At 61.5% G+C, this 24,229-nt stretch carries 21 protein-coding genes and 2 pseudogenes; 12 read left to right on the top strand and 11 right to left on the bottom strand.

What is annotated here, in order from left to right; genetic code table 11:
* Positions 1-10: 10 nt before the first annotated feature.
* Entirely contained in the window at positions 11-910 is a 900-nt protein-coding gene (lpxO, locus tag GSM73_RS10120; RefSeq protein ID WP_076386642.1) for a lipid A hydroxylase LpxO, read from the bottom strand.
* Positions 911-1,313: 403 nt separating this feature from the next.
* Between lpxO and GSM73_RS10115 the strand changes: the two genes are divergently transcribed.
* Both GSM73_RS10115 and GSM73_RS10110 read left to right on the top strand, forming a co-directional pair.
* Positions 1,314-2,903 (top strand): ABC-F family ATPase, encoded by a 1,590-nt coding sequence (locus GSM73_RS10115; RefSeq protein ID WP_076384583.1) that lies wholly within the window; start codon positions 1,314-1,316, stop codon positions 2,901-2,903.
* Between the two features lie 338 nt (positions 2,904-3,241).
* Positions 3,242-4,435 (top strand): MFS transporter, encoded by a 1,194-nt coding sequence (locus GSM73_RS10110; protein WP_047229121.1) that lies wholly within the window; start codon positions 3,242-3,244, stop codon positions 4,433-4,435.
* Positions 4,436-4,496: 61 nt separating this feature from the next.
* On the opposite strand, the gene GSM73_RS10105 is transcribed toward GSM73_RS10110, so the two are convergent.
* Positions 4,497-5,105, bottom strand: a complete 609-nt coding sequence (locus GSM73_RS10105) for an FMN-dependent NADH-azoreductase (RefSeq protein ID WP_047229122.1) — start codon at positions 5,103-5,105, stop codon at positions 4,497-4,499.
* A gap of 129 nt (positions 5,106-5,234) precedes the next feature.
* On the opposite strand from GSM73_RS10105, the gene GSM73_RS10100 reads away from it, so the two are divergent.
* Together GSM73_RS10100 and GSM73_RS10095 are read left to right on the top strand one after the other, a co-directional pair.
* On the top strand, positions 5,235-6,143 hold the full coding sequence (locus tag GSM73_RS10100; RefSeq protein ID WP_047229123.1) for a LysR substrate-binding domain-containing protein: 909 nt from the start codon (positions 5,235-5,237) through the stop codon (positions 6,141-6,143).
* Positions 6,140-6,493 (top strand): MmcQ/YjbR family DNA-binding protein, encoded by a 354-nt coding sequence (locus GSM73_RS10095; RefSeq protein ID WP_047229124.1) that lies wholly within the window; start codon positions 6,140-6,142, stop codon positions 6,491-6,493. Before GSM73_RS10100 ends, GSM73_RS10095 begins: the two co-directional genes overlap by 4 nt.
* A gap of 8 nt (positions 6,494-6,501) precedes the next feature.
* On the opposite strand, the pseudogene GSM73_RS10090 reads toward GSM73_RS10095, so the two are convergent.
* A pseudogene (locus GSM73_RS10090) lies at positions 6,502-6,906 on the bottom strand (DUF1294 domain-containing protein); the annotation flags it as partial.
* The gene (locus GSM73_RS10085; RefSeq protein WP_047229126.1) at positions 6,903-7,733 is read right to left on the bottom strand and encodes an undecaprenyl-diphosphate phosphatase; all 831 of its coding nucleotides are present in this window, start codon (positions 7,731-7,733) and stop codon (positions 6,903-6,905) included. The pseudogene GSM73_RS10090 and the gene GSM73_RS10085, both read right to left, overlap by 4 nt.
* Before the next feature lie 270 nt (positions 7,734-8,003).
* Between GSM73_RS10085 and GSM73_RS10080 the strand changes: the two genes are divergently transcribed.
* Positions 8,004-9,638 (top strand): methyl-accepting chemotaxis protein, encoded by a 1,635-nt coding sequence (locus tag GSM73_RS10080; protein ID WP_047229127.1) that lies wholly within the window; start codon positions 8,004-8,006, stop codon positions 9,636-9,638.
* Here the strand turns inward: GSM73_RS10080 and GSM73_RS10075 are convergent.
* Complete coding sequence (locus GSM73_RS10075; protein ID WP_160892357.1) at positions 9,628-10,521, bottom strand: AraC family transcriptional regulator; 894 nt, start codon at positions 10,519-10,521, stop codon at positions 9,628-9,630. The genes GSM73_RS10080 and GSM73_RS10075 overlap by 11 nt on opposite strands.
* Positions 10,522-10,769: 248 nt before the next feature.
* Between GSM73_RS10075 and GSM73_RS10070 the strand changes: the two genes are divergently transcribed.
* Together GSM73_RS10070 and GSM73_RS10065 are read left to right on the top strand one after the other, a co-directional pair.
* On the top strand, positions 10,770-11,543 hold the full coding sequence (locus tag GSM73_RS10070) for an L-iditol 2-dehydrogenase (protein ID WP_047229129.1): 774 nt from the start codon (positions 10,770-10,772) through the stop codon (positions 11,541-11,543).
* 193 nt (positions 11,544-11,736) lie between these two features.
* Entirely contained in the window at positions 11,737-12,588 is an 852-nt protein-coding gene (locus GSM73_RS10065; RefSeq protein WP_047229130.1) for a CAP domain-containing protein, read from the top strand.
* A gap of 114 nt (positions 12,589-12,702) precedes the next feature.
* Here GSM73_RS10065 and GSM73_RS10060 read toward each other — a convergent pair whose 3' ends face one another.
* Positions 12,703-13,581 carry a LysR family transcriptional regulator gene (locus GSM73_RS10060; protein WP_047229131.1) on the bottom strand — a complete coding sequence of 293 codons (879 nt, stop codon included), beginning with the start codon at positions 13,579-13,581 and terminating at the stop codon, positions 12,703-12,705.
* Between the two features lie 101 nt (positions 13,582-13,682).
* On the opposite strand from GSM73_RS10060, the gene GSM73_RS10055 reads away from it, so the two are divergent.
* From GSM73_RS10055 to GSM73_RS10045, 3 genes are read left to right on the top strand one after another with little or no spacing between them, the layout of a single operon-like run.
* Positions 13,683-15,029 carry an acyclic terpene utilization AtuA family protein gene (locus tag GSM73_RS10055; RefSeq protein ID WP_160892355.1) on the top strand — a complete coding sequence of 449 codons (1,347 nt, stop codon included), beginning with the start codon at positions 13,683-13,685 and terminating at the stop codon, positions 15,027-15,029.
* Complete coding sequence (locus GSM73_RS10050; protein ID WP_171061361.1) at positions 15,029-15,352, top strand: hypothetical protein; 324 nt, start codon at positions 15,029-15,031, stop codon at positions 15,350-15,352. The genes GSM73_RS10055 and GSM73_RS10050 overlap by 1 nt, the downstream gene beginning before the upstream one ends.
* A gap of 50 nt (positions 15,353-15,402) precedes the next feature.
* Positions 15,403-16,710, top strand: coding sequence for a CitMHS family transporter (locus GSM73_RS10045; RefSeq protein ID WP_047229134.1), 1,308 nt, complete (start codon positions 15,403-15,405; stop codon positions 16,708-16,710).
* Between the two features lie 23 nt (positions 16,711-16,733).
* Here the strand turns inward: GSM73_RS10045 and GSM73_RS10040 are convergent, their stop codons facing one another.
* Positions 16,734-17,627 (bottom strand): NAD(P)/FAD-dependent oxidoreductase, encoded by an 894-nt coding sequence (locus GSM73_RS10040; RefSeq protein WP_160892353.1) that lies wholly within the window; start codon positions 17,625-17,627, stop codon positions 16,734-16,736.
* A gap of 146 nt (positions 17,628-17,773) precedes the next feature.
* Between GSM73_RS10040 and GSM73_RS10035 the strand changes: the two genes are divergently transcribed.
* Entirely contained in the window at positions 17,774-18,208 is a 435-nt protein-coding gene (locus tag GSM73_RS10035) for an Rrf2 family transcriptional regulator (protein WP_047229136.1), read from the top strand.
* Positions 18,209-18,314: 106 nt separating this feature from the next.
* On the opposite strand, the gene GSM73_RS10030 is transcribed toward GSM73_RS10035, so the two are convergent.
* The 4 genes and pseudogenes from GSM73_RS10030 to GSM73_RS10015 all read right to left on the bottom strand — a co-directional run bounded on the left by GSM73_RS10030 (position 18,315) and on the right by GSM73_RS10015 (position 23,054).
* A complete protein-coding gene (locus tag GSM73_RS10030; protein WP_083714407.1) occupies positions 18,315-19,772 on the bottom strand; it encodes an amidase in 1,458 nt (485 codons plus the stop codon).
* 17 nt (positions 19,773-19,789) lie between these two features.
* Positions 19,790-21,049: an MFS transporter gene (locus tag GSM73_RS10025; protein WP_139050027.1), complete on the bottom strand. Its 1,260-nt coding sequence runs from the start codon at positions 21,047-21,049 to the stop codon at positions 19,790-19,792.
* A 10-nt stretch (positions 21,050-21,059) separates the two neighbouring features.
* Entirely contained in the window at positions 21,060-21,992 is a 933-nt protein-coding gene (locus GSM73_RS10020) for a transporter (protein ID WP_047229138.1), read from the bottom strand.
* A 70-nt stretch (positions 21,993-22,062) separates the two neighbouring features.
* Positions 22,063-23,054: pseudogene (locus tag GSM73_RS10015) on the bottom strand (helix-turn-helix domain-containing protein).
* Positions 23,055-23,205: 151 nt separating this feature from the next.
* On the opposite strand from GSM73_RS10015, the gene GSM73_RS10010 reads away from it, so the two are divergent.
* Positions 23,206-24,216 carry a GlxA family transcriptional regulator gene (locus GSM73_RS10010; protein ID WP_047229184.1) on the top strand — a complete coding sequence of 337 codons (1,011 nt, stop codon included), beginning with the start codon at positions 23,206-23,208 and terminating at the stop codon, positions 24,214-24,216.
* Positions 24,217-24,229 lie beyond the last annotated feature (13 nt).

Here is a 24,229-nt window from a genome sequence, read left to right as displayed (position 1 = left end):
AGTCACCCGCTCATATCCAGATGAAGACCGCCAGCAGACCGCCGAAGAACGCCCACTTCTGCAAGTAATACAGCTTGCGGTTGCGCTTCTTCAGAGCCTTGCCTTGCAGGCGAATCCTGTAAAGCCTGGAAAACGCCCGGTTCAGGCCGCCGGTTTTGTCTCCGGCGTCATTGGGCGCTCCGGCGGCCGCCATCACGGTGCGGCTGAACCAGCGGTTGAAGGCACTGGCCCAGCGAAATCTCATGGGGCGTTCCACGTCGCAAAAGAGAATGATGCGATTGTGAGGCGTGGTGTTCTGGGCGTAATGAATGAACGTCTCGTCGAATATCACCGCCTCGCCATCACGCCAGTGGTAATGCTCACCGTCGACATTGATGTAGCAGCCGGCATCGTTGGGCGTTTCCAGGCCCAGGTGATACCGATAGGACCCGGCATACGGGTCGCGATGACGAACCAGCTTGGAGCCCGGTGGCAGTTCGGCGAACATCGCCGCCTTGATTGAACCGATGCTCTGCACCAGTTCAGTGGTGCGCGGACACAGTTTCATCGCCGAGGGATGACTGTCGGCGTACCACTTCAGGTAGAAACGCTTCCAGCCGGTCTTGAAGAACGAATTGAAGCCCACATCGTCGTACTGGTTGGAACGCTTGATCTCCCCCGCTCGCAGCAAATTCAGGCCTTCGGCACGGATCTCCTGCCAATGGGCCTGCAACGGGCTCAGGTCGGGAAACTGCGCCGGGTTCAGGAAAGGCTTGTTGGGCAGTTTCGAGCACAGGTAAAGCAGGCAGTTGATCGGCGCGAGGAAGGACGAATGGTCGCTCAACTGGCGTCCGAGCTTGTGCCGAACGCGCCCGCGCAGGTGCACATAACCGATAGAGAGAAGATAGATCGCGGCAATGATGAGTTTCACAGTATCCGCACACATCAAAAGTGGACAGGCTGCCACTTCCCGCACAGCCGAACAGCGTGGGGAATGGCGTAAGTGAGACGGCAATTTAGCCACAACTCGTAACCAAAGGTTATCCCTGCGTTGTGAAAAACTGTCTTGCCTGGGTTACACCCTATCGTTAACGCGGCCAGATCAGTACAATTGCCGCCAAACATTACGCGCCCCCTTTTTGGCCGATACCGGATTCCGGCTTCGGCGTACGTCTATTTGGGTCAAGCGCTCCGTATGCTGCTGTCCTCTTATGCCGGATGGACCCTTGCGCTTGCGACCGCGAAGCTTTCGCGCGGTCGGGACCTGCGCAAACAGGTACTGAACAGGTACTGCCGCACCCTTAGCTACTCTGAATGTTCCGCAGGATAAACCTTTGATCTCTACAGCTAACATCACGATGCAGTTCGGCGCCAAGCCACTGTTCGAAAACGTCTCTGTCAAGTTCGGCGCGGGTAACCGCTACGGTCTGATTGGCGCCAACGGTTGCGGCAAGTCGACCTTCATGAAGATCCTCGGCGGCGACCTCGAACCGTCCGGCGGCCAGGTCATGCTTGAGCCGAACGTGCGCCTGGGTAAACTGCGCCAGGACCAGTTCGCCTACGAAGAATTCACCGTGATCGACACCGTGATCATGGGCCACGAAGAGTTGTGGAAGGTCAAGGCCGAGCGCGACCGCATCTATTCGCTGCCGGAAATGACCGAAGAAGACGGCATGGCCGTGGCCGAGCTGGAAACCGAATTCGCCGAAATGGACGGCTACACTGCCGAGTCCCGTGCCGGTGAACTGCTGCTGGGCCTGGGAATTGGCATCGAGCAGCATTTCGGCCCGATGAGCGAAGTGTCGCCCGGCTGGAAACTGCGGGTACTGCTGGCCCAGGCGTTGTTCTCCGACCCGGAAGTGCTGCTGCTGGACGAACCGACCAACCACCTGGATATCAACACCATCCGCTGGCTGGAAAACGTGCTGACCCAGCGTTCGAGCCTGATGATCATCATCTCCCACGACCGTCACTTCCTGAACAGTGTCTGCACCCACATGGCGGACCTGGACTACGGCGAGCTGCGCCTGTTCCCGGGCAACTACGACGAGTACATGACCGTGGCGACCCAGTCCCGCGAGCAACTGCTGTCGGACAACGCCAAGAAGAAAGCGCAGATTTCCGAACTGCAATCGTTCGTCAGCCGCTTCTCGGCCAACGCCTCGAAGGCCAAGCAAGCCACCTCCCGTGCCAAGCAGATCGACAAGATCCAATTGGCCGAGGTCAAGCCATCGAGCCGTGTCAGCCCGTTCATTCGCTTCGAACAGACCAAGAAGCTGCACCGTCAGGCGGTCATTGTCGAAGGCATGGCCAAAGGGTTTGACGGCAAGCCGTTGTTCAAGGACTTCAGCTTCACCGTCGAAGCCGGCGAGCGCGTGGCGATCATTGGCCCGAACGGCATCGGCAAGACCACGTTGCTGCGCACCCTGGTCAATGAACTGGAGCCGGACGCCGGTACTGTGAAATGGACCGACGCCGCGGAACTGGGTTACTACGCCCAGGACCACGCCCACGACTTCGAAGACGACGTCAACCTGTTCGACTGGATGGGCCAGTGGACCCAGGGCGGCGAACAACTGGTTCGTGGCACCTTGGGCCGCATGCTGTTTTCCAACGACGAGATCCTCAAGTCGGTCAAAGTCATTTCCGGTGGTGAACAGGGTCGCATGCTGTTCGGCAAGCTGATCCTGCAAAAGCCGAACGTGCTGGTGATGGACGAACCGACCAACCACTTGGACATGGAATCCATCGAGGCGCTGAACCTGGCGCTGGAAAACTACCCGGGCACGCTGATCTTCGTCAGCCACGACCGTGAGTTCGTATCGTCCCTGGCCACCCGCATCATCGAGTTGAGCGCCGATGGCGTGATCGACTTCAGCGGCACCTATGACGATTACCTGCGCAGCCAGGGTGTGCTGATTTAAGAGCAGCGCTGAGTTGTAAGCTTCAAGCTGCAAGTGAAAAGCCCTGTCCGTTGTGACGGGGCTTTTTGTTTTCAAGGTAGAACAGCTTGTGGGAGCACAGCTTGCTTGCGATTTGGCCGTTTCAGTCGACTTGGTATTGGCCGACCTACCGTCATCGCGAGCAGGCTCGCTCCCACAAGGAACCGATGTTCTTCCAAGCCCTGCGGCCAGTGTGGGAGCGAGCCTGCTCGCGATAGCGTCGGCACCATCACCACCCGGGCAAACCGTTAGCCTGCTTTCTTTTATTCCCGCCGCGCGCCATGATGAGCCCCTCTTACCGCTGCCCGCGAACGAGCCTCATGCCAACACACCCATCCACCCCCAGTTCCCTGTCGATCACCTGGCAGATCATCTCCATCGTCTTCTATACCTTCATCGCCTTTCTCTGCATCGGCCTGCCGATTGCCGTGTTGCCGGGCTATGTCCACGAACAGTTGGGCTTCAGTGCCGTGGTGGCCGGGCTGACCATCGGCTCCCAGTATCTGGCGACGCTGCTCAGTCGGCCCATGGCCGGGCGGCTGTCGGACAGTATCGGCACCAAGCGGGCGATCGTTTATGGGCTGTACGGGATCGTCCTCAGTGGTTTGCTGACGTTGCTTTCGACGCTGCTGCAAAGCTTTCCACTGCTGAGCCTGTTGATCCTGATCGCCGGGCGTTTGCTGCTCGGGGTGGCTCAGGGCCTGATTGGCGTGGGCACCATCAGTTGGTGCATGGGCCAGGTGGGGGTCGAACACACGGCCCGCTCGATCTCATGGAACGGCATCGCGTCTTATGGGGCCATTGCCATCGGCGCGCCGCTGGGAGTGGTAATGGTCAGTGAGCTGGGCTTTGTCAGCCTGGGGATCGCCTTGTCGCTGCTGGCCGGCGCGGCGCTGCTGTTGATACGCAACAAGCCATCGGTGCCGGTCATTCGTGGCGAGCGCCTGCCCTTTTGGGCGGTGTTCGGGCGTATTGCACCGTACGGGACGAGCCTGTGCCTGGCGTCGATCGGCTACGGTACGCTCACCACCTTCATCACGTTGTTTTATGTCAGTCGCGGCTGGACGGGTGCAGCCTGGTGCCTGACGGTGTTTGGCGTCTGTTTCATCCTGTCGCGCTTGTTGTTCATTTCCAGCATCGCCCGCTTCGGAGGCTTCAGGACGGCCATTGCCTGTATGTGTATAGAAACCCTGGGGCTGGTGTTGCTATGGCTGGCGCCTTCTACCGCGTTCGCGCTGATTGGCGCGGGGCTGGCCGGTTTCGGGCTGTCGCTGGTGTATCCGGCGTTGGGTGTGGAAGCCATCAAACAAGTACCGAATACCAGCCGTGGCGCAGGACTGAGCGCCTATGCGGTGTTCTTCGATCTGGCGCTGGCGATTGCCGGCCCTTTGATGGGCGCGGTGGCGTTGAATCTGGGGTATTCCTCGATCTTTTTCAGTGCGGCACTGCTGTCGATCATCGGACTGGGGCTGACTTTACTGCTGCGGCGCCGTACCGAAACAGCCGCTTATTGATCGACCTTGTGCAAACCCACCAGGCCGGTTCGCCCAGGCCTGGTGTTTTTTTGCGCGGTCTTTAAGCTGCGGCGAATTGCTCGCTGATCTGCAGCTTGGCTTCGCTTATGGCTTTGCTGCGCATTTCGTCACCGTAAGCCAGGCCCTCGGCGCGAACGAACTCGATGTCGGTAATGCCGAGGAAACCGAACATGACCTTCAGATACTCCTCATGCGCCACGCCGCTTGGCTGGCCGGCATGCAGGCCACCAGAGGTGGAAACGATCACCAGTTTCTTGCCACCACACAGGCCTTCGGGGCCGGCTTCGGTGTAGCGGAAGGTTTGGCCGGCCACGGCGATACGGTCGATCCAGGCCTTGAGTTGAGTCGGAATGGTGAAGTTATACATCGGCGCTGCGATGACCACCGCGTCCGCCGCCAGGAATTCGGCCATGGTCGAGGCACTGAGATCAGTCTCGTGCTTCTGGGCAGCGTCGCGCAGTTCAGCGCTGGTGCCGGCGGCGATCAGGGTCTGGGCGGAAAAGTGGCTGATGGCATCGGCCGCCAGGTCGCGGTAGGTCACGACGACGTCCGCTTCGGCAGCTTTCCAGGCCTCAACCACGTCACGGCTCAGTTGGCGGGACGCGGAATTGTCGCCCAGGATGCTCGAGTCGATGTGCAACAGTTTCATATGAGTGCTCTCCAAGTGAGGATCGCGACCAAGCGATCAATTGAGAACAATCCTATCGATGAAGCCAATAGCCGATAAGTCAGTATTAATGCGATAGTTCGTTCCACTGACAGGACAATAGAACTCGATATGCAAGACCTCAATGATCTGTACTACTTCGCCAAAGTGGTCGAAGCCGGTGGTTTCGCCGCGGCCGGACGCCTGTTGGGTATTCCCAAGTCGCGGCTGTCACGGCGTATCGCTGAACTGGAAGAGCGCCTTGGCGCCCGACTGCTGCAACGTACCACCCGCCAGTTGAAGCTCACGGCCGTTGGCGAGCGTTATCTGCGCCATTGCCAAGCCATGCTGCTGGAAGCCGAGATGGCCGATGAAGCCGTGGCGAGCATGTCCACTGAGCCGCGCGGGCGCCTGCGGGTTTCCAGTCCGGTGGGTTTGGCTCATCAGATGCTGGGCGGGGTGATCGCCAGCTTTCTGGAAAAATTCCCTCAAGTGCAGCTGGAAATGATGCTGGTCAATCGGCGGGTAGACCTGGTGAGCGAAGGCATCGACGTGGCATTGCGCGTGCGCGATCTGGGGGACGAAGACCCGCTGCTGATGACGCGACGGCTGCGTCAGGCGCGGCTGATCATGGTCGCCAGCCCAGCGTTCGTCGCAGGACGGCAGATCAATACCCCGGAGGATCTCAAGAAACTGCCGATACTCGGGGCGCTGGACGCCGATCGCCTGGTCCATCTGCGCCTGCTCAAGGCCAACGCAGAGCCCGTCGAACTGGCCCTGGAAGCCCGGCTGGGCATCGACGACTTCATTGTGCGCCGCGCCTGCGCCCTCGCCGGCCTGGGTTTCACCTTGTTGCCGAGCATGTATTGCGAGGAGGAACTGCAGGACGGCACACTGGTGGAATTGTTGCCCGAGTGGTCGCTGCCGGACGGCTGGCTGCAGGCAGTCTATCCGCATCGACGCGGCATGTTGCCAGCGGTGCGCGCGTGGATCGACCACTTGGTAGAAGCATTCGATGGCTGTGGAGATAGAAAAATATGAGCTTGAGCGAAGAGGATGTCGCGCAGTTCTGCCTGGGTTTGCCGGGCGCCAGGGAGGACTACAAATGGGGCGGCGTGCGGGTATTTTCCATTGCCGGCAACAAGATGTTCGCCCTGCAGAACCTGCGGGGCGAATCACTGGCGTTCAAGGTGGACAAGGATCTGTTCCTGGGGCATTGCGACCGCCCGGGGATCCACCCGGCGCCCTATCTGGCGCGGGCTCAGTGGGTCATCATGCAGACGCCCTACCCGCTGGGCGCCGATGAACTGCGTGGCCTGCTGCAGCGCTCCCACCAACTGGTGGTGAGCAAGCTGCCCAAGCGCACCCAGGTGGGTTTGCTGCTGTCGTGAAGCTCAGAAAGCATCAGCAGATGACTGCCCAGGAATAACTGGTCGATCCAGAACACCTGGTGCAGCAACACGATGAACCAGAACACCACCTGAAACGACACCTTGCGGGTCTTGTGGCGAAACACTTGCTGAGCCAACAACGCCCCGGGCCAGCCCCCGGCCAGCTCCACGGCGTGCAATACGTTTTCCGGGGTGCGCCAGGCGTCAGCGCGGGCCTTGCGCTTGTCGCTCCAGTACAACAGAAACGCCACCACGCTGACGAGCCCGTAGGCCGTCAGCGGCACCCAGGACTCCGCACGCAACCCGAGCAAAAGTGATCCGAGCAGCGGCAAGGCGCACACCAGCGCAAATACCACGAGCTTGAGCCGCAAACTCTGCACGGCTGGGCCCGGCTCACGGCCTGGACGGCTCATGGCTGGGCCGCCGTCCAGTCCACCCAACCGAATTGCCAGGTGGCCAGGATCAACAGGCCGAAAGCGATCCGGTACCAGGCAAATACGGCGTAACTGTGGCTGGCGATGAACAGCAACAAGCCCCTGACCGCGATCATGGCGAAAATGAACGCCGTGACGAAGCCGATGGCGAACACCGGAAAATCCGCCGGCACAAACAGCTCGCGATATTTATAGCCGGAGTAGACCGCCGCGCCGACCATGGTTGGCATCGCCAGGAAGAATGAAAACTCGGTCGCGGTCTTGCGCGACAGCCCGAACAGCAAGCCACCGATGATGGTCGAACCTGAGCGGGAGGTGCCGGGAATCATCGCAAGGCACTGGGCGAAGCCGACTTTCAGTGCATCCTTCCAGGTGATGTCGTCTACCGTTTCGGCGTGCACTGTGTGCTGGCGCTTCTCGGCCCAGAGCATCACGAAACCGCCCAGCACCAACGCCATGGCCACCGTGATCGGGTTGAACAGGTATTCATGGATCAGGTCTGCAAACAACACGCCCAATACCACAGCGGGCATGAAGGCAATCAGCAGGTTGGCCGTAAACCGACGAGCGCTGGGCTGGGTGCGCAAACCCAGTACCACGTCGAAGATCTTGCGCCGAAACTCCCACACCACCGCCAGGATCGCCCCGAGCTGGATAATGATGTTGAACGCCATCGCGCGCTCGCCGCCGAACTCGAGCAAGTCCGCGACAATGATCTGGTGCCCCGTACTGGAGATCGGCAGAAACTCCGTCAAGCCTTCTACCACGCCAAGAATCAGTGCCTGAAAGGCGGTCCACAAATCCATTCATCCCCCAAAAGACTATGCTTGCGCACGTCTCATCAAAATTTAAGCGTTATGCAGGTGTAAACAGCAGGCGCACGGTGACTGCGATTTCTCAAAAAAACCAATGAAAAAACCGGAACAGGCTCAGGTTTTGCGCCGCGGGGCCGAAATCCTATCAGACAAGCCCTGATAACGCTGCCGCGTTATGACTCAGGACACAAAGGCATACCCGCCCGACGCCAGACTCAGGCGGCCGCAGATGACAAGAATAAGAAACCGGAGTGACAGCGTATGAATAGCTTGCGCAGTGTGTCGATCAGCCGACGCTTGTGGCTCATCTTGGTCGTGTCCATCGTGATGTTGTTCACGTTAGGCGCGTTCATGCTTAAGCAGATCCACACCGACCTGTATCAGGCCAAGGTGCAGAAAACCCAGCATGTGGTCCAGACTGCCAGCGGTGTGCTGAGCTACTACCATGGTCTGGAAACGGCTGGCACCCTGACTCGCGAGGTTGCGCAGAAGCAGGCCCTTAGCGCGGTGCGCGGCTTGCGCTATGACCAGAGTGACTACTTCTGGATCAATGACCTGACGCCTGTGATGGTCATGCACCCGACCAACCCGAAACTCGAAGGCCAGAACCTCTCGGCGATTCGCGACCCGAATGGTTTTGCGCTGTTCAACGAGATGGTCGCCATTGCCAAGGCCAAGGGCGCCGGGATGGTGGATTACCTCTGGCCGAAACCGGGCGCCGAGGCGCCGGTGGCGAAAACCTCTTACGTCAAACTGTTCGAGCCGTGGGGCTGGATCATCGGTTCAGGCGTGTATGTCGATGACGTGGAGGCCGAATTCCGCTCTCAAGTGATCAAGGCTTCGCTGATCGGCCTGGCGATCACCCTGCTCATGGGCCTGCTCCTGACCCTGATCGTGCGCAGCATCGTTCGGCCGTTGCAGGAAACGGTCAATGCCATGGCCAACATTGCCAGCGGTGAAAGCGACCTGACCCGCACCCTCGACACCCACGGCCAGGATGAAGTGACGCAACTGGCCCGGCATTTCAATGCCTTTACCGCCAAACTGCGCGAAGTAGTCAGCCAGTTGCAGGACTCGGCCAGGGCCCTGGGGCAATCGTCCAACGACCTGGGTAACGACGCCGCCCAAGCCCAGGAGCGCAGCCAGCAACAATCGCAACAGATGGAACTGGTGGCGACTGCGATCAACGAAGTGACCTACGGCGTGCAAGACGTCGCCAAGAATGCCGAACACGCCGCCAGCGAAATGCGCGACGCCGAATCCCAGGCCCAGCAGGGCCAGGTGAATATCGATGGCAGCTTGCAGCAGATTGACCGACTGTCCCAGACCATTGATCAGGCGGTCGAGGTGATTCGTACCCTGGCCAGCGAAAGCACCCAGATCGGCAGTGTGCTGGAGGTGATCCGCTCCATTGCCGAGCAGACCAACCTGCTGGCCCTCAACGCCGCGATCGAAGCGGCCCGCGCCGGTGAACAAGGTCGGGGCTTTGCCGTGGTGGCCGATGAAGTGCGGCTGCTGGCCCAGCGCACGCAGAAGTCCACCGCCGAGATCCAGGCGATGATCGAACGCTTGCAGAACCACTCCGAAGCGGCGGTGAAAGTCATCAGCGACAGCAGCCGTGCTTCGCAATTGACCATTGAACAAGCCGGGCTGGCCGGCGCCAGCCTCAACGCCATCGGTCAGGCCCTGCGCAATCTCAACAGCCTGAACGCCTCCATCGCCAGCGCCACGCTGCAACAGGCCCATGTGGTGGAAGACATCAATCAGAACGTGACCCAGGCCGCCGGCCTCTCCCACAGCACCGCCCTGGCGGCTGAACAATCGAGCCTGGCGAGTACCCGTCTCAAGTCGCTGAGTGAGCAATTGAACGGGTTGCTGAAGCAGTTCAGGGTCTAGCTGATCGATACTCGCTGGGCGTCTGGTGCATCTCAATGCGAAAGTGCCGATTGAAGTTGGACAGGTTGTTGTAACCCACCTCAAAACAGATATCGGTCACCGGCATTTCACTGTGCAACAGCAACCGGCAGGCTCGCTGGACTCGGAGCTTGCGCATCAGGTCAATGAAACCGTGTCCGGTGATGCGTTTGAAGAAACGCGAAAAACCGGGCTCGCTCATGCCCAGTTGCCGAGCAATCACCGACAGGCGCAGGTCACCCGTGAGTTCAGTCTGCAGGTACTCGAAGGCCTTGTGGATGCGTTCGGAACTGCGGGCATCCAGACTGGGTGCATAACAAGGGCTGGCCAGGCACTGGGCCTGCTCCTGCGGGGCGAGATTGAGTGTGTTGAGCAGTTGGAGAAACAATGCCAGCCGCCCGAGTCCCTGGGCCGGGCCGATGCTCTCCAACAGCCTTGCGGCGTTCACCGCGGTGTCGCCGCTGAAGACCAGACCTCGTCGTGCCCTTTCGAACAGCGGCTGTAAATCCCCGAGTTCAGGTAGCGTCCGGCGCAGGCTCAACAGCGTTGCGCCATCGAATTGCAGCACCACGTCCCTTCCAGCCAGGTACTCGCCCGGGGCCAGGTCGCCCATCCAATCGTGGGGCAAGCCCGGGCCGATCATCGCCACGTGGCCGGGGCCGAATGGACCAATATAATCGCCCGCCAGCAATTTACCGCTGCCCCGACGAATGAGATGGATCTCGAATTCGGGATGGTGGTTCCAGCGCGCCAGCGGATACGGATAGTCGTGCTCATACCAGCGAAAACTGTGCTCGGGCTCAGGCAGGATGACTTCAAGTTCGGCGGGTGGCTGCTCGAACAGGGGCGTTGGGTGATCAGGCATGTCGCGCGTCTCTATCGCTGTAGGCAGCACCTTACGCTCGGCGCGCACCGGTTCACCAGCCCTGACCTGATCGTCCACCGATACTTTTTTAACCCGGCCAAGGGACACGTCACGGCGTTAAAAAAAGTACCAGCCGATGATCCCTCCTGCGTTTGTCCGGCGCCAATGGCGCTGCTGTAATCGGCACGTCATTGATGGTGAGCCGCGCTCCCCTGCTGTTTATTTTGTCATTCGAGACAGGACAACCCATGAAACGACTGGAAGGAAAAAGCGCCCTGGTCACCGGTGCTGCCCGTGGTATTGGCAGGACGTTCGCCCAGGCCTATATCAACGAAGGGGCTACTGTGGCGATTGCCGATATCGATCTTGGAAGCGCCCAAGCCACCGCCGCCGAACTGGGCGACAGCGCCTACGCGGTCAAAATGGACGTCACTGAACAAGCTTCGATTGACCAGGCCATCGAGGCGGTCGTGGCCCGGACGGGCAAGCTCGATATCCTCGTCAATAACGCAGCGCTTTTCGACCTGGCGCCTATCGTGGAGATTACGCGCCAAAGCTACGAACGGCTGTTTTGCATCAATGTCGCCGGCACACTGTTCACGCTGCAGGCCGCCGCCCGGCAGATGATCCGCCAGGGGCATGGCGGCAAAATCATCAACATGGCCAGCCAGGCCGGCCGGCGTGGAGAAGCCCTGGTGGCGGTGTATTGCGCCACCAAGGCTGCGGTGATCAGTCTGACCCAGTCGGCCGGCCTTGATTTGATCAAGCATCGAATCAACGTCAACGCCATTGCCCCTGGTGTGGTGGAGGGTGAGCACTGGGATGGTGTGGATGCGCTGTTCGCCCATCATGAAAACCTGCCTCTGGGAGAGAAAAAGCGTCAGGTCGGCGCGCAAGTGCCCTATGGCCGGATGGGCACCGCGCAGGACCTGGTGGGGATGGCGATATTCCTGGCCTCGGCGGAAAGCGAATATGTGGTAGCACAGACATATAACGTCGATGGCGGGAACTGGATGAGCTGATAATTCGCAAGTTTTGCCCTTGAATCGACGGATATGGACTTATTTGCCTGAAAATTGATCCCACTACTTGAGGATTGTCCCAAACGGTACCCAACGGTGCCGTTGCAAGGGATTTCAAGAGAGCGTGAATACCGTTGCCCCAGCCGGGCAAAAATTGCGCATCATAGGCGCCGTCCGCTCAAGGGAGATTTACATGCGTGCCATTTCATCCGTCATGCGTCTTATCGGGCTGTCGTTGGGGCTGGCCTTCGCCACCAGTGTCCTGGCCACCGAAGAGACGCAACTGGTCGAGTCCATCAACCTTTATCGCAGTCAGTCGCAAAGTTGTGCGGATCAGGCCTCTCTGGAGCTACCGCCGCTGGCCATGGATTCGCGGCTGATCCTGTCGGCCAACGGCATTGGTGACCTGCAGCAGGCGTTGGCCCGCACGGCCTACCCGATGGTCAACGTACAGGCCATCAGCCTGTCCGGGCCACGGGACGCGCAAGCCGCGATGAAGGCCGTGCAGGAAAGCTTCTGCCAGGTGGTGCTGGATCCACAGTTCGTCGACATCGGCGTCAGTCGCCTGGATCGCGAATGGCGCATCGTGTTGGCGCGCCCGCTATTGTCGGCGCGTCTGGGAGACTGGCAAGCCGAAGGTCAGAAGCTACTGAAGCTGATCAACAGTGCTCGTGCCCAACCGCGCCGCTGCGGCACCGAAGCCTTCACGGCGACGACGCCGCTGGCCTGGAACGCTACGTTGGCCCTGGCCGCCGTGAACCACACTCGGGCCATGGCCAACAACAACTTCTTTGACCACAAGGATCGCGACAGCCGCATGCCGGGCGACCGTGCCGAGTTGGCCGGTTACCTCGGCCAATTGATCGGTGAGAACATCGCCGCCGGACAGGATACGGCCCTCAAAGTGGTGGACGGCTGGCTGGCAAGCCCCGGTCATTGCGCCAATCTGATGAACCCGCAGTTCAAGGAACTGGGCGCCGGCTATGCGGTGGACCCGAAGAGCGATGCGGGGATTTATTGGACAGCGATGTTTGGCACCCAATAGCGTTTGATCAGATCGCTTGGCACTGGCGGCAATCCCGCTATCGCGAGCAGGCTCGCTCCCACAAGGGTTCTACACACTGTGGGAGCGAGCCTGCTCGCGATGAGCATGGAACTGTCATTGCTGACGCAGCGTCTGCCGCAAATGCTGCATGAACTGGCTCAACGACGGCGACTGGGCCACTGGCTTGCGTTGCAACAGTCCGATCGAACGCTTGCCGGGCTGGTCGATGGCAATCACCGCGCATTGCTCGCCAATATTGAACACCGCCGTGCAACTGGCCGGCAGCAGGGAAAACCCCAACCCTTCGCGTACAAGCGCAGTGGCGGTACTCATGTGCGCCACCTCCCAGGCCGGCTCAGGCTCGACATTCAGGTAGCGCAACGCTGCGTCGGCCAAGGGCCGGATGCTCGTGTCGGGAGTCAGGGCAATGTAGGGCCTGCGTTTCCAGTCGTCCAGACTGTCGCGCTGATGATCCTTGTGGGTCAGCAACACCAGATTGTCATCCAACAGGCGCACGAAGCTCAGCCCGGACAGGTCGTCGGGTAACGAGGTAATACCCGCGTCCACCTCACCGCGCTGCACCCACCCCATGATCTCCCCGGCCCGACCATCCAGTACGCTCACCCTTACACCCGGGTGTTTGCGCTGGAACGAAGCGATGACCACAGGCAGGAACGAAGCGGCGGCCGTGGGCAGTGCCGCCAGGCGAAGGGAGCCACGACTCAGGCTGAGGGTGTCGCGGGCGTCCCGTACGGCATCGTCCATGTCCCTGAGCATGCGCCTGGCCTGGGGCAGAAAGTGTTCGCCGGCCAGCGTCAGCTCGACACTGCGGGTGTTACGCGCCAGCAACTGCAGACCCATGGTCTCCTCCAGTTTGCGGATGCTGTAGCTCAGCGCTGGCTGGGACAGGTGAAGCTGTTCAGCGGTGCGCGTGAAGCTTGAGGTTTCAGCGATCAGGATAAAGGCACGAAGCTGTCGGAAAGAAACGTTCATGGCCGCACTTATAAAGATAATGGATCAATTGATTCTACCTTTAAAATTCACAGAACAATCCATGGCCGCCACTATGGGCCATCCCATCAGTGGAAACGGACATGACAAAAACAATTCTCGTCGGATGCGGCGCCGGTTTTGCCAATGATCGCCCGGACGCCGCCTTGCGCCTGGCCCAGGACCTGGCGCAACGAAACGGCCAGCGCTACATCATGCTGGAGTTGCTGGCCGAACGGACGCTGGCCGAAGCGCAACTGCGCAGGGGCCTCGATCCTCAAGCCGGATACGCCTCTCGCCTGTTCGATTTCCTCGAGCCGATGCTGGATGTGTGTATCGACGCCGGCATCCCCATCATTACCAATGGGGGGGCAGCCAATCCCAGAGCCGCCGCGCAGCGCCTGCGAGCAACACTGGCAGGACGCTATCCGAGTTTGAAAATTGCCTGCGTACTGGGCGATGACCTGCTGGAAGAAACCACACCGCGCTTCAAGCAATGGCTGCCCGTGGACCCGGCAGACGTGGTTTCGGTCAACGTCTACACCGGTGCCGACGGCATTCATACGGCGCTGCAAGAAGGTGCCGGTATCGTGCTGTGCGGGCGAGTGGCCGACCCTTCGCTGGCGGTGGGCGCGATTCGCCACGGGCTGGGTTGGGCCGCCGACGATTGGCAGAAAATGGCCATCGCCACCGCGACCGGGCATTTGCTGGAGTGCTGCACCCAGGTCACCGGCGGGTACTTTGCCCACCCTGGGATCAAAGAGATCCCGGACCCGGCGAACCTCGGTTGCCCCATTGCCGAAATCCATGAGGATGGACGTTTGATCATCGGCAAAACCCAGGGCTGCGGGGGCCGCGTCAGCGAGCAAACGGTCAAGGAACAATTGCTTTACGAGGTGCATGATCCGCGCCGCTACCTGACCCCGGACGTGGTGCTGGACCTGGGGCAGGCCCGCGTCCGGGACCTGGGTGAAGACCGCGTTGAGATCAGCGGCCTGCTGGGCCATCCGCGCCCCGATACGCTCAAGGGCCTGGCCGGTGTGCGTGGGCTCTGGTTCGGCGAGGCGGAAATTTCCTATGCCGGCCCCGGTGCCGTGGCCCGTGCCGCCCTGGCCCGGGAAATTCTGCTGCAACGCTTTGACCGATTGGCGCCAGGCGTACAGCCCTGGATCGATTTGTCGGGTGTCGCCAGTCTGTTCAATGATCACGGTGGCCGCTATCTGCAACAACGACTGGCCCTGGCGCCGGCCCTTGATGATGTGCGTGTGCGCGTCGGCCTGACCCATACCGACCAGGCAATGGTTCAGACGCTGTTGGCCGAGGTGGAATCGCTATACACCAACGGTCCGGCCGGCGGTGGCGGCGTGCGCCGGCACCTCGCTGAAGCCGTCACCACCCGCAGCTTCCTGCTGCCGCGCAGCGAAATCCACACGACCCTGGAGTGGTACTGATGAACCTGGTCACCCTCGCCGACTTCGCCCACGCTCGTGCCGGAGACAAAGGCAATATCCTCAGCATTGCGGTATTCCCCCTCGATCCGGCGCACTACCCATGGTTGCTGCGCGAACTGACCTGCGAACGAGTCGCCGAACAATTCGCCACGCGCCGGCCTGCCAAGGTGCATCGCTATGAACTGCCGAACCTGCATGCGCTGAATTTCGTCCTCGAAGACGCCCTGGAAGGCGGCGTAAACCTCAGTTGCGGCCTTGATCGCCACGGCAAGAGTTTGAGTTATCTGCTGCTGTCCCTGCGCCTGCCCCAACCACAGGGCTGAAGGACTCACGCGCCCGTACCGTCGACAACAATAAAAAGAGAGGCTGCACCATGATTACAACGTTGGGTTTTTTGATGATGCTGGTCATCATCGGGCTGATATTGCTGCGCAGGATCAGCCCCGTCGTCGCCTTCACCACCCTCCCCGTCGCCGCTTGCCTGCTGGCCGGTTTCAACCCCGGACAGATCGGCGAGTTCATCAAGGCCGGGCTGATCACCGTGGCGCCCACCGCCGCGCTGTTTCTGTTTGCCATTCTGTTCTTCGGGATCATGCGTGATCGCGGGCTGTTCGACCCGCTGGTCAACCTGCTGATCCGCAGTACCGGTGGCAAGCCGCTGGCTGTGGCGCTGGTCACGGTGCTGGTGACGTCAGTGGTGCATCTGGACGGGGTGGGCGCCGCGACATTTTTGCTGACCATTCCGGCGCTGTTGCCGTTGTACAAGCGTCTGAACATGAGCCCGGCCATGCTGTTGTGCCTGGTGGGCACCACCGCCGGGGTCATCAACATGGTGCCTTGGGGTGGCACCACCGCTCGGGCTGCCGCAGTTTCCGGGCTGGACGCCACGGAACTTTGGCTAGGTTTGCTGCCGGTGCAGTTGGTGGGGCTGGTCTGCATGTTGCTGGTGGCCACCGTGCTGGGCTCGCGAGCCCAGCGTCGCCGGCCAATGTCACTGGGAGCGGCCGCCAGCGTCGATCTGGACAGTCTGTCCACCGAAGGTCGCGAGTTCGGCCTCTCGCCCCGCAACCTGCGGTACTGGCTGAACGTGGCCCTGACCGGCGCGATCCTGGCTTGCCTGTTCACCGGTATCTTTCCGCTCTATGCCTGTTTCATGGTGGGATTGGGCATTGCCCTGCCGCTGAACTTCCCGTCCCTGGATGCCCAGGCCGAACGTCTCAAGGCCCACGCATCCGATGCCCTGCAAATGGTGCTGGTGATGATGGCCGCCGCCGTGTTGCTGGGTGTGCTGTCCGGAGCAAAAATGTCCGACGGCATGGCCTTGGCGCTGATCGACTTTCTGCCTGGCGGATCCGCTCAGTACCTGCATGTGATCGTCGGATTCTTTGGCGTTCCCCTGGGGATGATCTTTTCGCCGGACGCCTACTACTTTGCCCTGTTGCCGGTGATCAGGGATGTGGCCGCCGCCGCGGGCGTTCCCCTGGAAGCGGTGGCCCGGGCCATGCTGATCGGTGAAAACACCGGTTTCTCCATCAGCCCGGTGGTGCCCAGCGTGTACCTGGCCCTGGCGTTGTCCGGCGTCGAGTTGCGCAAACACATGGCCTACACCTTTTTCTGGGCCTGGGGCGTCAGCCTGGTGATGCTCGCCTTCGCCGTGGCGACCGGGGCGGTACAGGTTTAGGGGGCAGCGCGGGAAGCGGGTTTTCAGTGTGTGCCGAAGATCAACGATCGGTGCACGCCCGACCCCGCCCGCACACCATCGCCCACCGACAGTGCCACCGAGCCGAACGGCATGGCCGCATCACCACAGGCAAACACTCCCGGCACACTGGTTTCGCGGGTCATGTCAGTGTGGATGAAGGCACCGAGCGGGCCGTCCTCGAACTCACACCCCAGAGACGCAGCCAACGAACTGCCCACGCGGGTGCGGGGCAAGACGAACAGACCATCAATGACAACCACGCGCCCCCCTTCCAGGACCACATTCGCCCGTTCGCCTTCAATGCGTTCGACCGGTTCGGCTAACAGCGTCACCCCACGTAGTTCCAGGCTGGCCCGCTGCTCCGGATCGGGCTCGAATACGCCATTGGTGAAGAACGTCGTCGGCCCCCAGTCGGGAAGCATCAAGGCGTGGTGCAGCGACATTGGCGACGTCGCCAGCACGCCTATCGGCCCTTGGTCCAACTCATAGCCGTGGCAGTAAGGACAGTGGAAAACGCTTTTGCCCCAGCGCTCAGCCAGGCCTTGCACCGCCGGCAAATCATCGACCACTCCGGTGGCCAGCAGCAGGCGTTGGGCTTGGAAATGTTGCCCACGGGCAGTTTCCAGGGTGAAGCCGCCCTCCTCCTTGCGCGCCTGGACCACGGTGTCCGACACCCACTCCACCGTCGGATAAGCCATGAGCTGGGCGCGGGCATCCTCGGCGATGTCAGCGGGTGCGCGGCCATCCTGGCCAAGAAACCCGTGGGAAGTCGCGGCGAACCGGTTACGGCGTTGCCCCCCATCGATCACCAGCACCTTTCGCCGGGCCCGTGCCAGTTGAAGTCCTGCCGACATACCCGCGTAGCTGCCGCCTGTAATGATGACGTCGTAGCTCATGATCTCTCTCCAAGGGTGGTTTCGAAGGACCGCTAAAGTCTCGACACATCGTAAGTTTCTTGAAAAGCGCCTGTCAACGATCTCGTAACTTTTGCAATTACAGGCGATACTCCACCCCGTCTCAACCATAGAACAACGCCGTTACCATGAGAAACGACACGCGCCTGTCCCGCATGCTTCATGTACTCATCCACATGGACCGTCACCAGCAATCCGCCACCTCCGACACCATCGCGCAGATGCTCGGCACCAACCCAGTGGTGGTGCGCCGGACCATGGCGCTGCTCAAGGAACAGGGCTATGTCACGTCAGAGAAAGGCCATCGCGGCGGCTGGACGTTGAGCAAATCCCTGGCAGAGATGACCCTGCTCGACATCCATCAGGCCTTGGGTAGCACGTCGATTTTTGCCATCGGCCTGTCCACCGATCACCCGCAGTGCCTGGTGGAACAAGCGGTGAATGCGGCGCTGACGGATGCGTTCGATGAGGCTCAGGCGTTGCTGCTCAAGCGTTTGGGCAGCATCACCCTGGCGCAGTTGGCGGAGGATTTTGATCAGCGTTTTCGGGAGGGGCACGGCTGAGTGGTGGGAAGCGGGCCTGATCAGGCATCGAGATCGGCATTCCATCGACGCTGGATGTGCCGTGCTTGGAACCGGCCCGCTTCACTTTATTGAGACATCGCCGCCTTCAACGACGACAGGCGTTCACCGCAGGCACCCGGCCACGCCACGGCTGGGCGCGTTCCAATTGCGCGGCCAGGGCCAGCAGGGTGCTTTCTTCGCCAAAGCGACCGGCGAAGTGCGCGCCCATCGGCAGGCCGTTGCTGCTCCAGGACAACGGCACGGACATCGCCGGCTGGCCGCTGGCATTGAACAGCGCGGTGAATGGCGAGTAGCTGTGGTAACGCTCCAGCAGTTGATCGAGGCTCATGCACACGTCCTCAACGTCCAGCTCGCCAATCGGTACCGGTTCACGGGTCAGGACCGGGGTGAGGATCAGGTCGTAATCGTGCATGAACGTCGCCAGTTGTCGACCCAGGGTATGAATCCACTCCACTGCAGCCGCGTACTGAGCGCCGCTGACGTTGCCCTTGTCCCGCAGGATGATCCGGGTGCGCACCTCCAGCTCCTCGGCCTGTACCGCGAACCCGCGCATCTGTCCCAGCAGGTCAACGTAGTGGCGAGTGCTTGCGCCGATGATGGTGAAGACCTGATCGAGAAACTCCGGCAATACCACCGGCAGGTTTACTGGTTCGACACGGTGGCCGAGGGACTCACACAACCGCGCCGCCTCGCCTACGGCCTTCAGGCTCTGTGGCGATGTTGGCCAGGGACCGAGTTGCTCCACCAGGGCAATGCGCAACGGTTGCGGATCGCGCTGCAACGCCGTCACATAGGGCAACGTCTGGACCGGCGCGGCATAGGGCGCTCCCAGGTCCATTCCGGCGGTGGCGTCCAACAGTGCGGCGCTGTCGCGCACCGACAAGGTGATCGCATGGGGCGTGCCCATCCCCGCCCACCCCTCGCCGATCATCGGCCCTGACGGCAGCAGGCCACGGCTTGGCTTGAACCCGAAGACGCCACAGCATGACGCCGGCACGCGCAACGACCCGCCGCCATCGTTGCCGTGGGCGAACGGCACGACCCGGGCCGCCACCAGCGCTGCCGCGCCACCGCTGGAACCACCGGCGCTATGCCGGGTGCTCCAAGGGTTTCGGGTGGCGCCAAACCGCAAAGATTCGGTGGAGTACGACGTGCCGAACTCCGGTGAAGTGCTGGTGCCCATTACCTGACAGCCCGCACGGCGCAAGCGGGTGACGACTTCGGATTCGAAATCCGCGCGAAAATCCCCCAATGAGCGTGAACCGTTGGTCATTGCCGCCCCCGCAACGGGCGAAAACAGGTCCTTGATCAACGTCGGCACGCCCGCCAACAGACCTTGCCCGACCTCAGGCGTGTCGGCCGCTTCCCGCGCCGAATCGTATAACCGCTCGGCCACCGCGTTGAGCTGCGGTTCGACCCGTTCAAGACGTTCGATGGCCGCCTCCAGCAGTTCGCCGGGGCGGATCTCGCCGCGCCTGACCCACTCGGCCAGTGCGCTGGCGTCTTCGTTGTCCATCAAGTGGTGGATGTCTTGCATGCCCATGCTTCAGATTCCTTGTTTCATGACGATTGACGGGAGCCGAGAGTGGTCGCCTGACCATGGCCTCGAGTACGCAGACCGACAGCGATCCACAGCAGCGCGGCGGCAAAACTGGCGACTGCCAGCCATTGGATCGACTGGCGCAGATCGCTGGCGAAGGCGCCCACAGAGGCCACCACCAGCGGACTGACGAACTGGCCGATATACAGAAACGAGGTGAACCCACCCAGGCCACGGCCGCGGGTGCTGGCAGTCAAGGCATTCATCACGGGAGCCATCACGTTGGGCACCAGCAATCCGGAACCCAGGCCCTGAATGAAGACCGCCACCAGCACGGCGTTGTAGCTCTGGGCGCGCATCAGCAGCCAGAGCCCAAGCCCTATCAGACTCAGCAACAGCGCGTTGCAACCGGCAATGCCGAAGCGACGGCGCAGCAAGGGCCACATCAACGAACCGCCCAGGGTCGCCAGCAGACTCAAGCCTGCCGCCATGCCGATCAGCGTGCTGGAGGTGATGCCCAGGCTGACCAACAGCGTCGGCGCCTGGATCGGCACGATGAAGGTCAGCACCATGCCGCCCAGAATCATCAGGTAACCGATCACCAGCGACCGTACCGCGACCTTGGCCGGACCCGATTCGTCCGCTTGCTGCTCGGCCCTTGGCCGCTTGGCCATCGACGGCTCCCACAGCACCTTCATCATGGCGGGCACCAGCAACAATGGCAGCAGGTACAAAAGGAACGGCGAGCGCCACGAATGCTCCCCGAGCGCCCCACCCACCACAAAAAACAGCGCTCCCACCAGGCCGATGGTCACCACTTGCCGGTTGACGTAGCGCAAGCGCTCTTCGCCGTGCCAGTAGTCAGCAATGAGGGCCGCGCAACAGGTCATTACCGCCGCTTCGGCGCAGCCGAACAGCAGCCGGGTGCCGACAATCGCCGGCAGGTTATCGAGCATCGCCGGCAGCGCGCCGAGCACTGCGTAGAGCAACGTGGCAATCACCAGCAGCGCCTTGCGCCCGACCCGGTCCGCCAGCCAACCGGCCAACGGCGCGCACAGGGCAATCGTCAGGGCCGGCCCGGTGATCGCCAGCGGCACCAGCAGATCGGCTCGCGGCTCCATGGGACCGAATTCGGCGCCCAAACGGGGCAAGATGGGTGCGACCATCACTGAGCCCATGATGGTCAGGCTGCTGCCGAGCATCAGCACCAGCCCTTCACGCCGACCCGTGGCCTGGCGTGACGGGGCTGCGGCCGTTGATACGGAACTTGATTGGTTCATGGGAGCCCCTTTAGAAACTGTGAGAAATGCGCAGCGCCGTGGTGTAGCCCTCGGCACGGTTACGCGCGTCGAACTCCTTGTAGACGTGCAGCCATACCGGCGGCATCCCGGGCTTGAAGTAGCTCACCGCCGGCCCGACGGCCATCACCCGGGCGCGATTGCCCGATTGCAGCCCTGGCGCATCGTCATCGCTGAACTGGCGGTAGTAATACCCGCCCACGCCCACCGTCCAGGGCCCGACGTGTTGGCCCACCGCGAATTCGTGGCGGTACTCGACGCCGCTCTTGTAATCAGTGGCCGGGTTGCGTGTGTTGATGTCGACTTCGAAACTGGAAGACACTTCGAAGCCGCTGTCGGAGATGTAAGTGGCGTTGAGGATCGGCGAAAAGGTCCAGTGGTTGAGCCCCGGTGAAATCAGCCGGTTCTTGTCATAGTCGCCAGTCGGTGCCTGGATCTGGAACTGGGTGTTGACGAACAGGTTGGGCGATAGGGTCCACTGCAGGATCAGCGGCAACAACTGGATGTCGGCCATGCGAAACGGATCGGCCGCAAGGTCCAGCGGACCGATTGGCGTCTGCACCTGTACCGAAGCGTCCATCTGGAAGAACGGCACCACGGCGCCGAAGCCATATTTGGCGCCCAGCACGGTGTAATCGGTCATGCGCATATAGGCGACGCCGATGGACAGCACATCCAGGGAGAAATCGTTATCCACGGACTTGCCGTGGCGGTCCTTCTGCACGTTGGCCGAATAGAACGCGGTGCGCAGGCCGACGGTGCCAAAGGGCGTGGCCGGCGGCATCATGCCCGCGCCGAAATCATAGACTCCGACCGCCGTGGTCGGCGCACCGTTTTCGGTGCCATGGGCAGCGCCCCCCATACCGATCAGCCCCAAGGTCAACCAAGTACAGCGCCAGGCGTTTGCTTTTTTATTTTGATTCATCGAATGCCCCTCCAACCCTTGTGGTGTTGGGGTCATCCTAGGGCGCCGGCCGGTCAGCCGTTATCCGTTTTCAGCACAGATGCGTGCGACGCAGGGTTTGGGAAGGTGTCTCGCCGAACAGCACCCGATAATCGCTGGAAAAGCGGCTCAAGTGCCAGAAGCCCCAGCGTGCCGCCACCTCCTGGACGCCCAGGGCCTGATCCCCGTTGCGCAGTTCACGGCGCACGGCATTGAGGCGCAACGCTCGTAAATAGGCCACCGGATTGATACCCAGGGTTTCCTGGAAGCAATACTGCAGTTTGCGTCGGCTGGCCCCGATGTGGTTGCACAGGTCGAGGATCGACAGCGGCTCATCGACATGGGCCAAGGCTACTCCCGGGCGCGGTCGACCATGCGCTTGCGCGCCGTGGGGCTGAGCGGCGGCGCCTCGTCCGGTGCCACCAGTTCCAGTATGTGCAGCATCACCGTGTCACGCAGGCCACGACGAATCGACTCGTAACCCAGCAACGAGTCACGCCCCTGCTCGCCCCCTTCAAGCTCATCGAATAACGCCGCAAGCTCGGCGGGCAGCGTCGAGTTGCCGAGACGGTAACACTTGGGAAGATCGGTAATTCGAAAGCGGCTGCCTTGACGTTCCAGCACATGCTCCAACGCCTGCTCGTCGATGGCGACACCGAGCAGATCCAGATGTTGGGGCGTGCGCAGCTCGGGCAGGTTATGCCCACGGGCGACCAACAGGCTGGGCTCGACAATCGGGTGCCCGGAACAAAAGACCGGCCCGTCCGCACTCAGCGGCACGCTGAAGGTGATGGCGCCCTCCCAGGCCGTGCCTTGCTTGGTCAGAGCCTGATTAGAGCGGTCGCGCACCAGTTGCATCCACTCCGAGCGGAACTCGATCAACTCGCCGTCGAAGCGCCCGGGGGTCAACTGGTCGTAGCAAACCTGCCAACCGCCCATGTTCCGGGCGTGCTCGTCGATGTCTGTGGTGCGGAACCGATTGATCGGCAGCATCGGCAGACCCTCCGACGAGACCGCTGGTTGCGCCATGTTGTCATTGTTCATTGACCCGACCTTTGATGATTCCAGGGCTTATGGATCAAAGCTCAGGCAAGTTCCATTCCGCTGGGTAGGCCATTCGTTCAATTGTGCCGAAAACGGATAGACTCTTTCACCGGCCCTGACAAACACCCCGCGCGAAACGATCATGAACGAGATGACCCTGGATGTCGGCCTCGCCGCCGAGTCCATTTCCCAACCGCGCACCCTGGTATTCCTGGCCTATCCGCAGATGGGCTTGCTGGACCTGACCGGCGCCCAAACAGTGTTCTGGGCCGCCACCAAGGCCATGACCGAACGCGGCCTGCCCGGCTACGCCATGCACACCGCCAGTCTGGCAGGCGGATTGATGCAAAGCGCCGAAGGCCTGGTCGTGGATACCCGTGCCCTGCGGGAGCTCGACGGGACGCTCATCGATACGCTGATTGTCCCCGGCGCACCGGACATTCGGCAGGCGATGATCGACTGTGTCGATCTGGTGCAATGGCTGCGCATTGCCTCGGTCCAGGCCAGGCGCACCGCATCGGTGTGCAGCGGCACTTTCCTCATGGCCCAGGCCGGCTTGCTGGACGGACGCCGGGCCGCCACCCATTGGGCCATGTGCGAGATGCTCAAGAGTGGTTTCCCGTCGGTTGAGGTGGATCTTGATGCGATCTTCATCCAGCAGGACAACGTCTGGACCTCGGCCGGTGTCAGCGCGGGCATCGACATGGCCCTGGCATTGGTCGAAGCCGATTGCGGTCGCGACGTGGCCCTGCAGGTGGCCCGTGAGCTGGTGGTGTTTCTCAAACGCCCCGGCGGTCAGGCGCAGTTCAGCCAACTGTTGCAATTGCAGATGCAGGAGAGCGCCGGCTTCGATGAACTGCACGTGTGGATTTGCGCACATCTGGACGACAACAACCTCACCGTCGAGCGACTGGCCCGCGAGGCCAGGATGAGCCCGCGCAATTTTGCCCGGGTCTACAAACGCCAGACCGGCCGCACCCCGGCCAAAGCCATCGAGATGTTCCGCCTTGAGGCGGCGCGGCGAATGCTGGAAGACTCTCAGCGCAACATCGACCAGATCGCCCGCGCCTGCGGTTTCGGTGACGAGGAACGAATGCGTCACACATTTCAGCGTCACCTGTCGATTTCCCCCCGCGAGTATCGCAGCCGGTTTTCCCGTTAAGCGCGAAACTTGC

The organism is Pseudomonas sp. PICF6 (genome assembly GCF_009831705.1).
GTDB classification, from domain to species: Bacteria; Pseudomonadota; Gammaproteobacteria; order Pseudomonadales; family Pseudomonadaceae; genus Aquipseudomonas; species Aquipseudomonas rhizophila.
The sequence above is the reverse complement of the archived record's forward strand: the minus strand, read 5'-3'. Positions and strand labels throughout refer to the sequence as shown.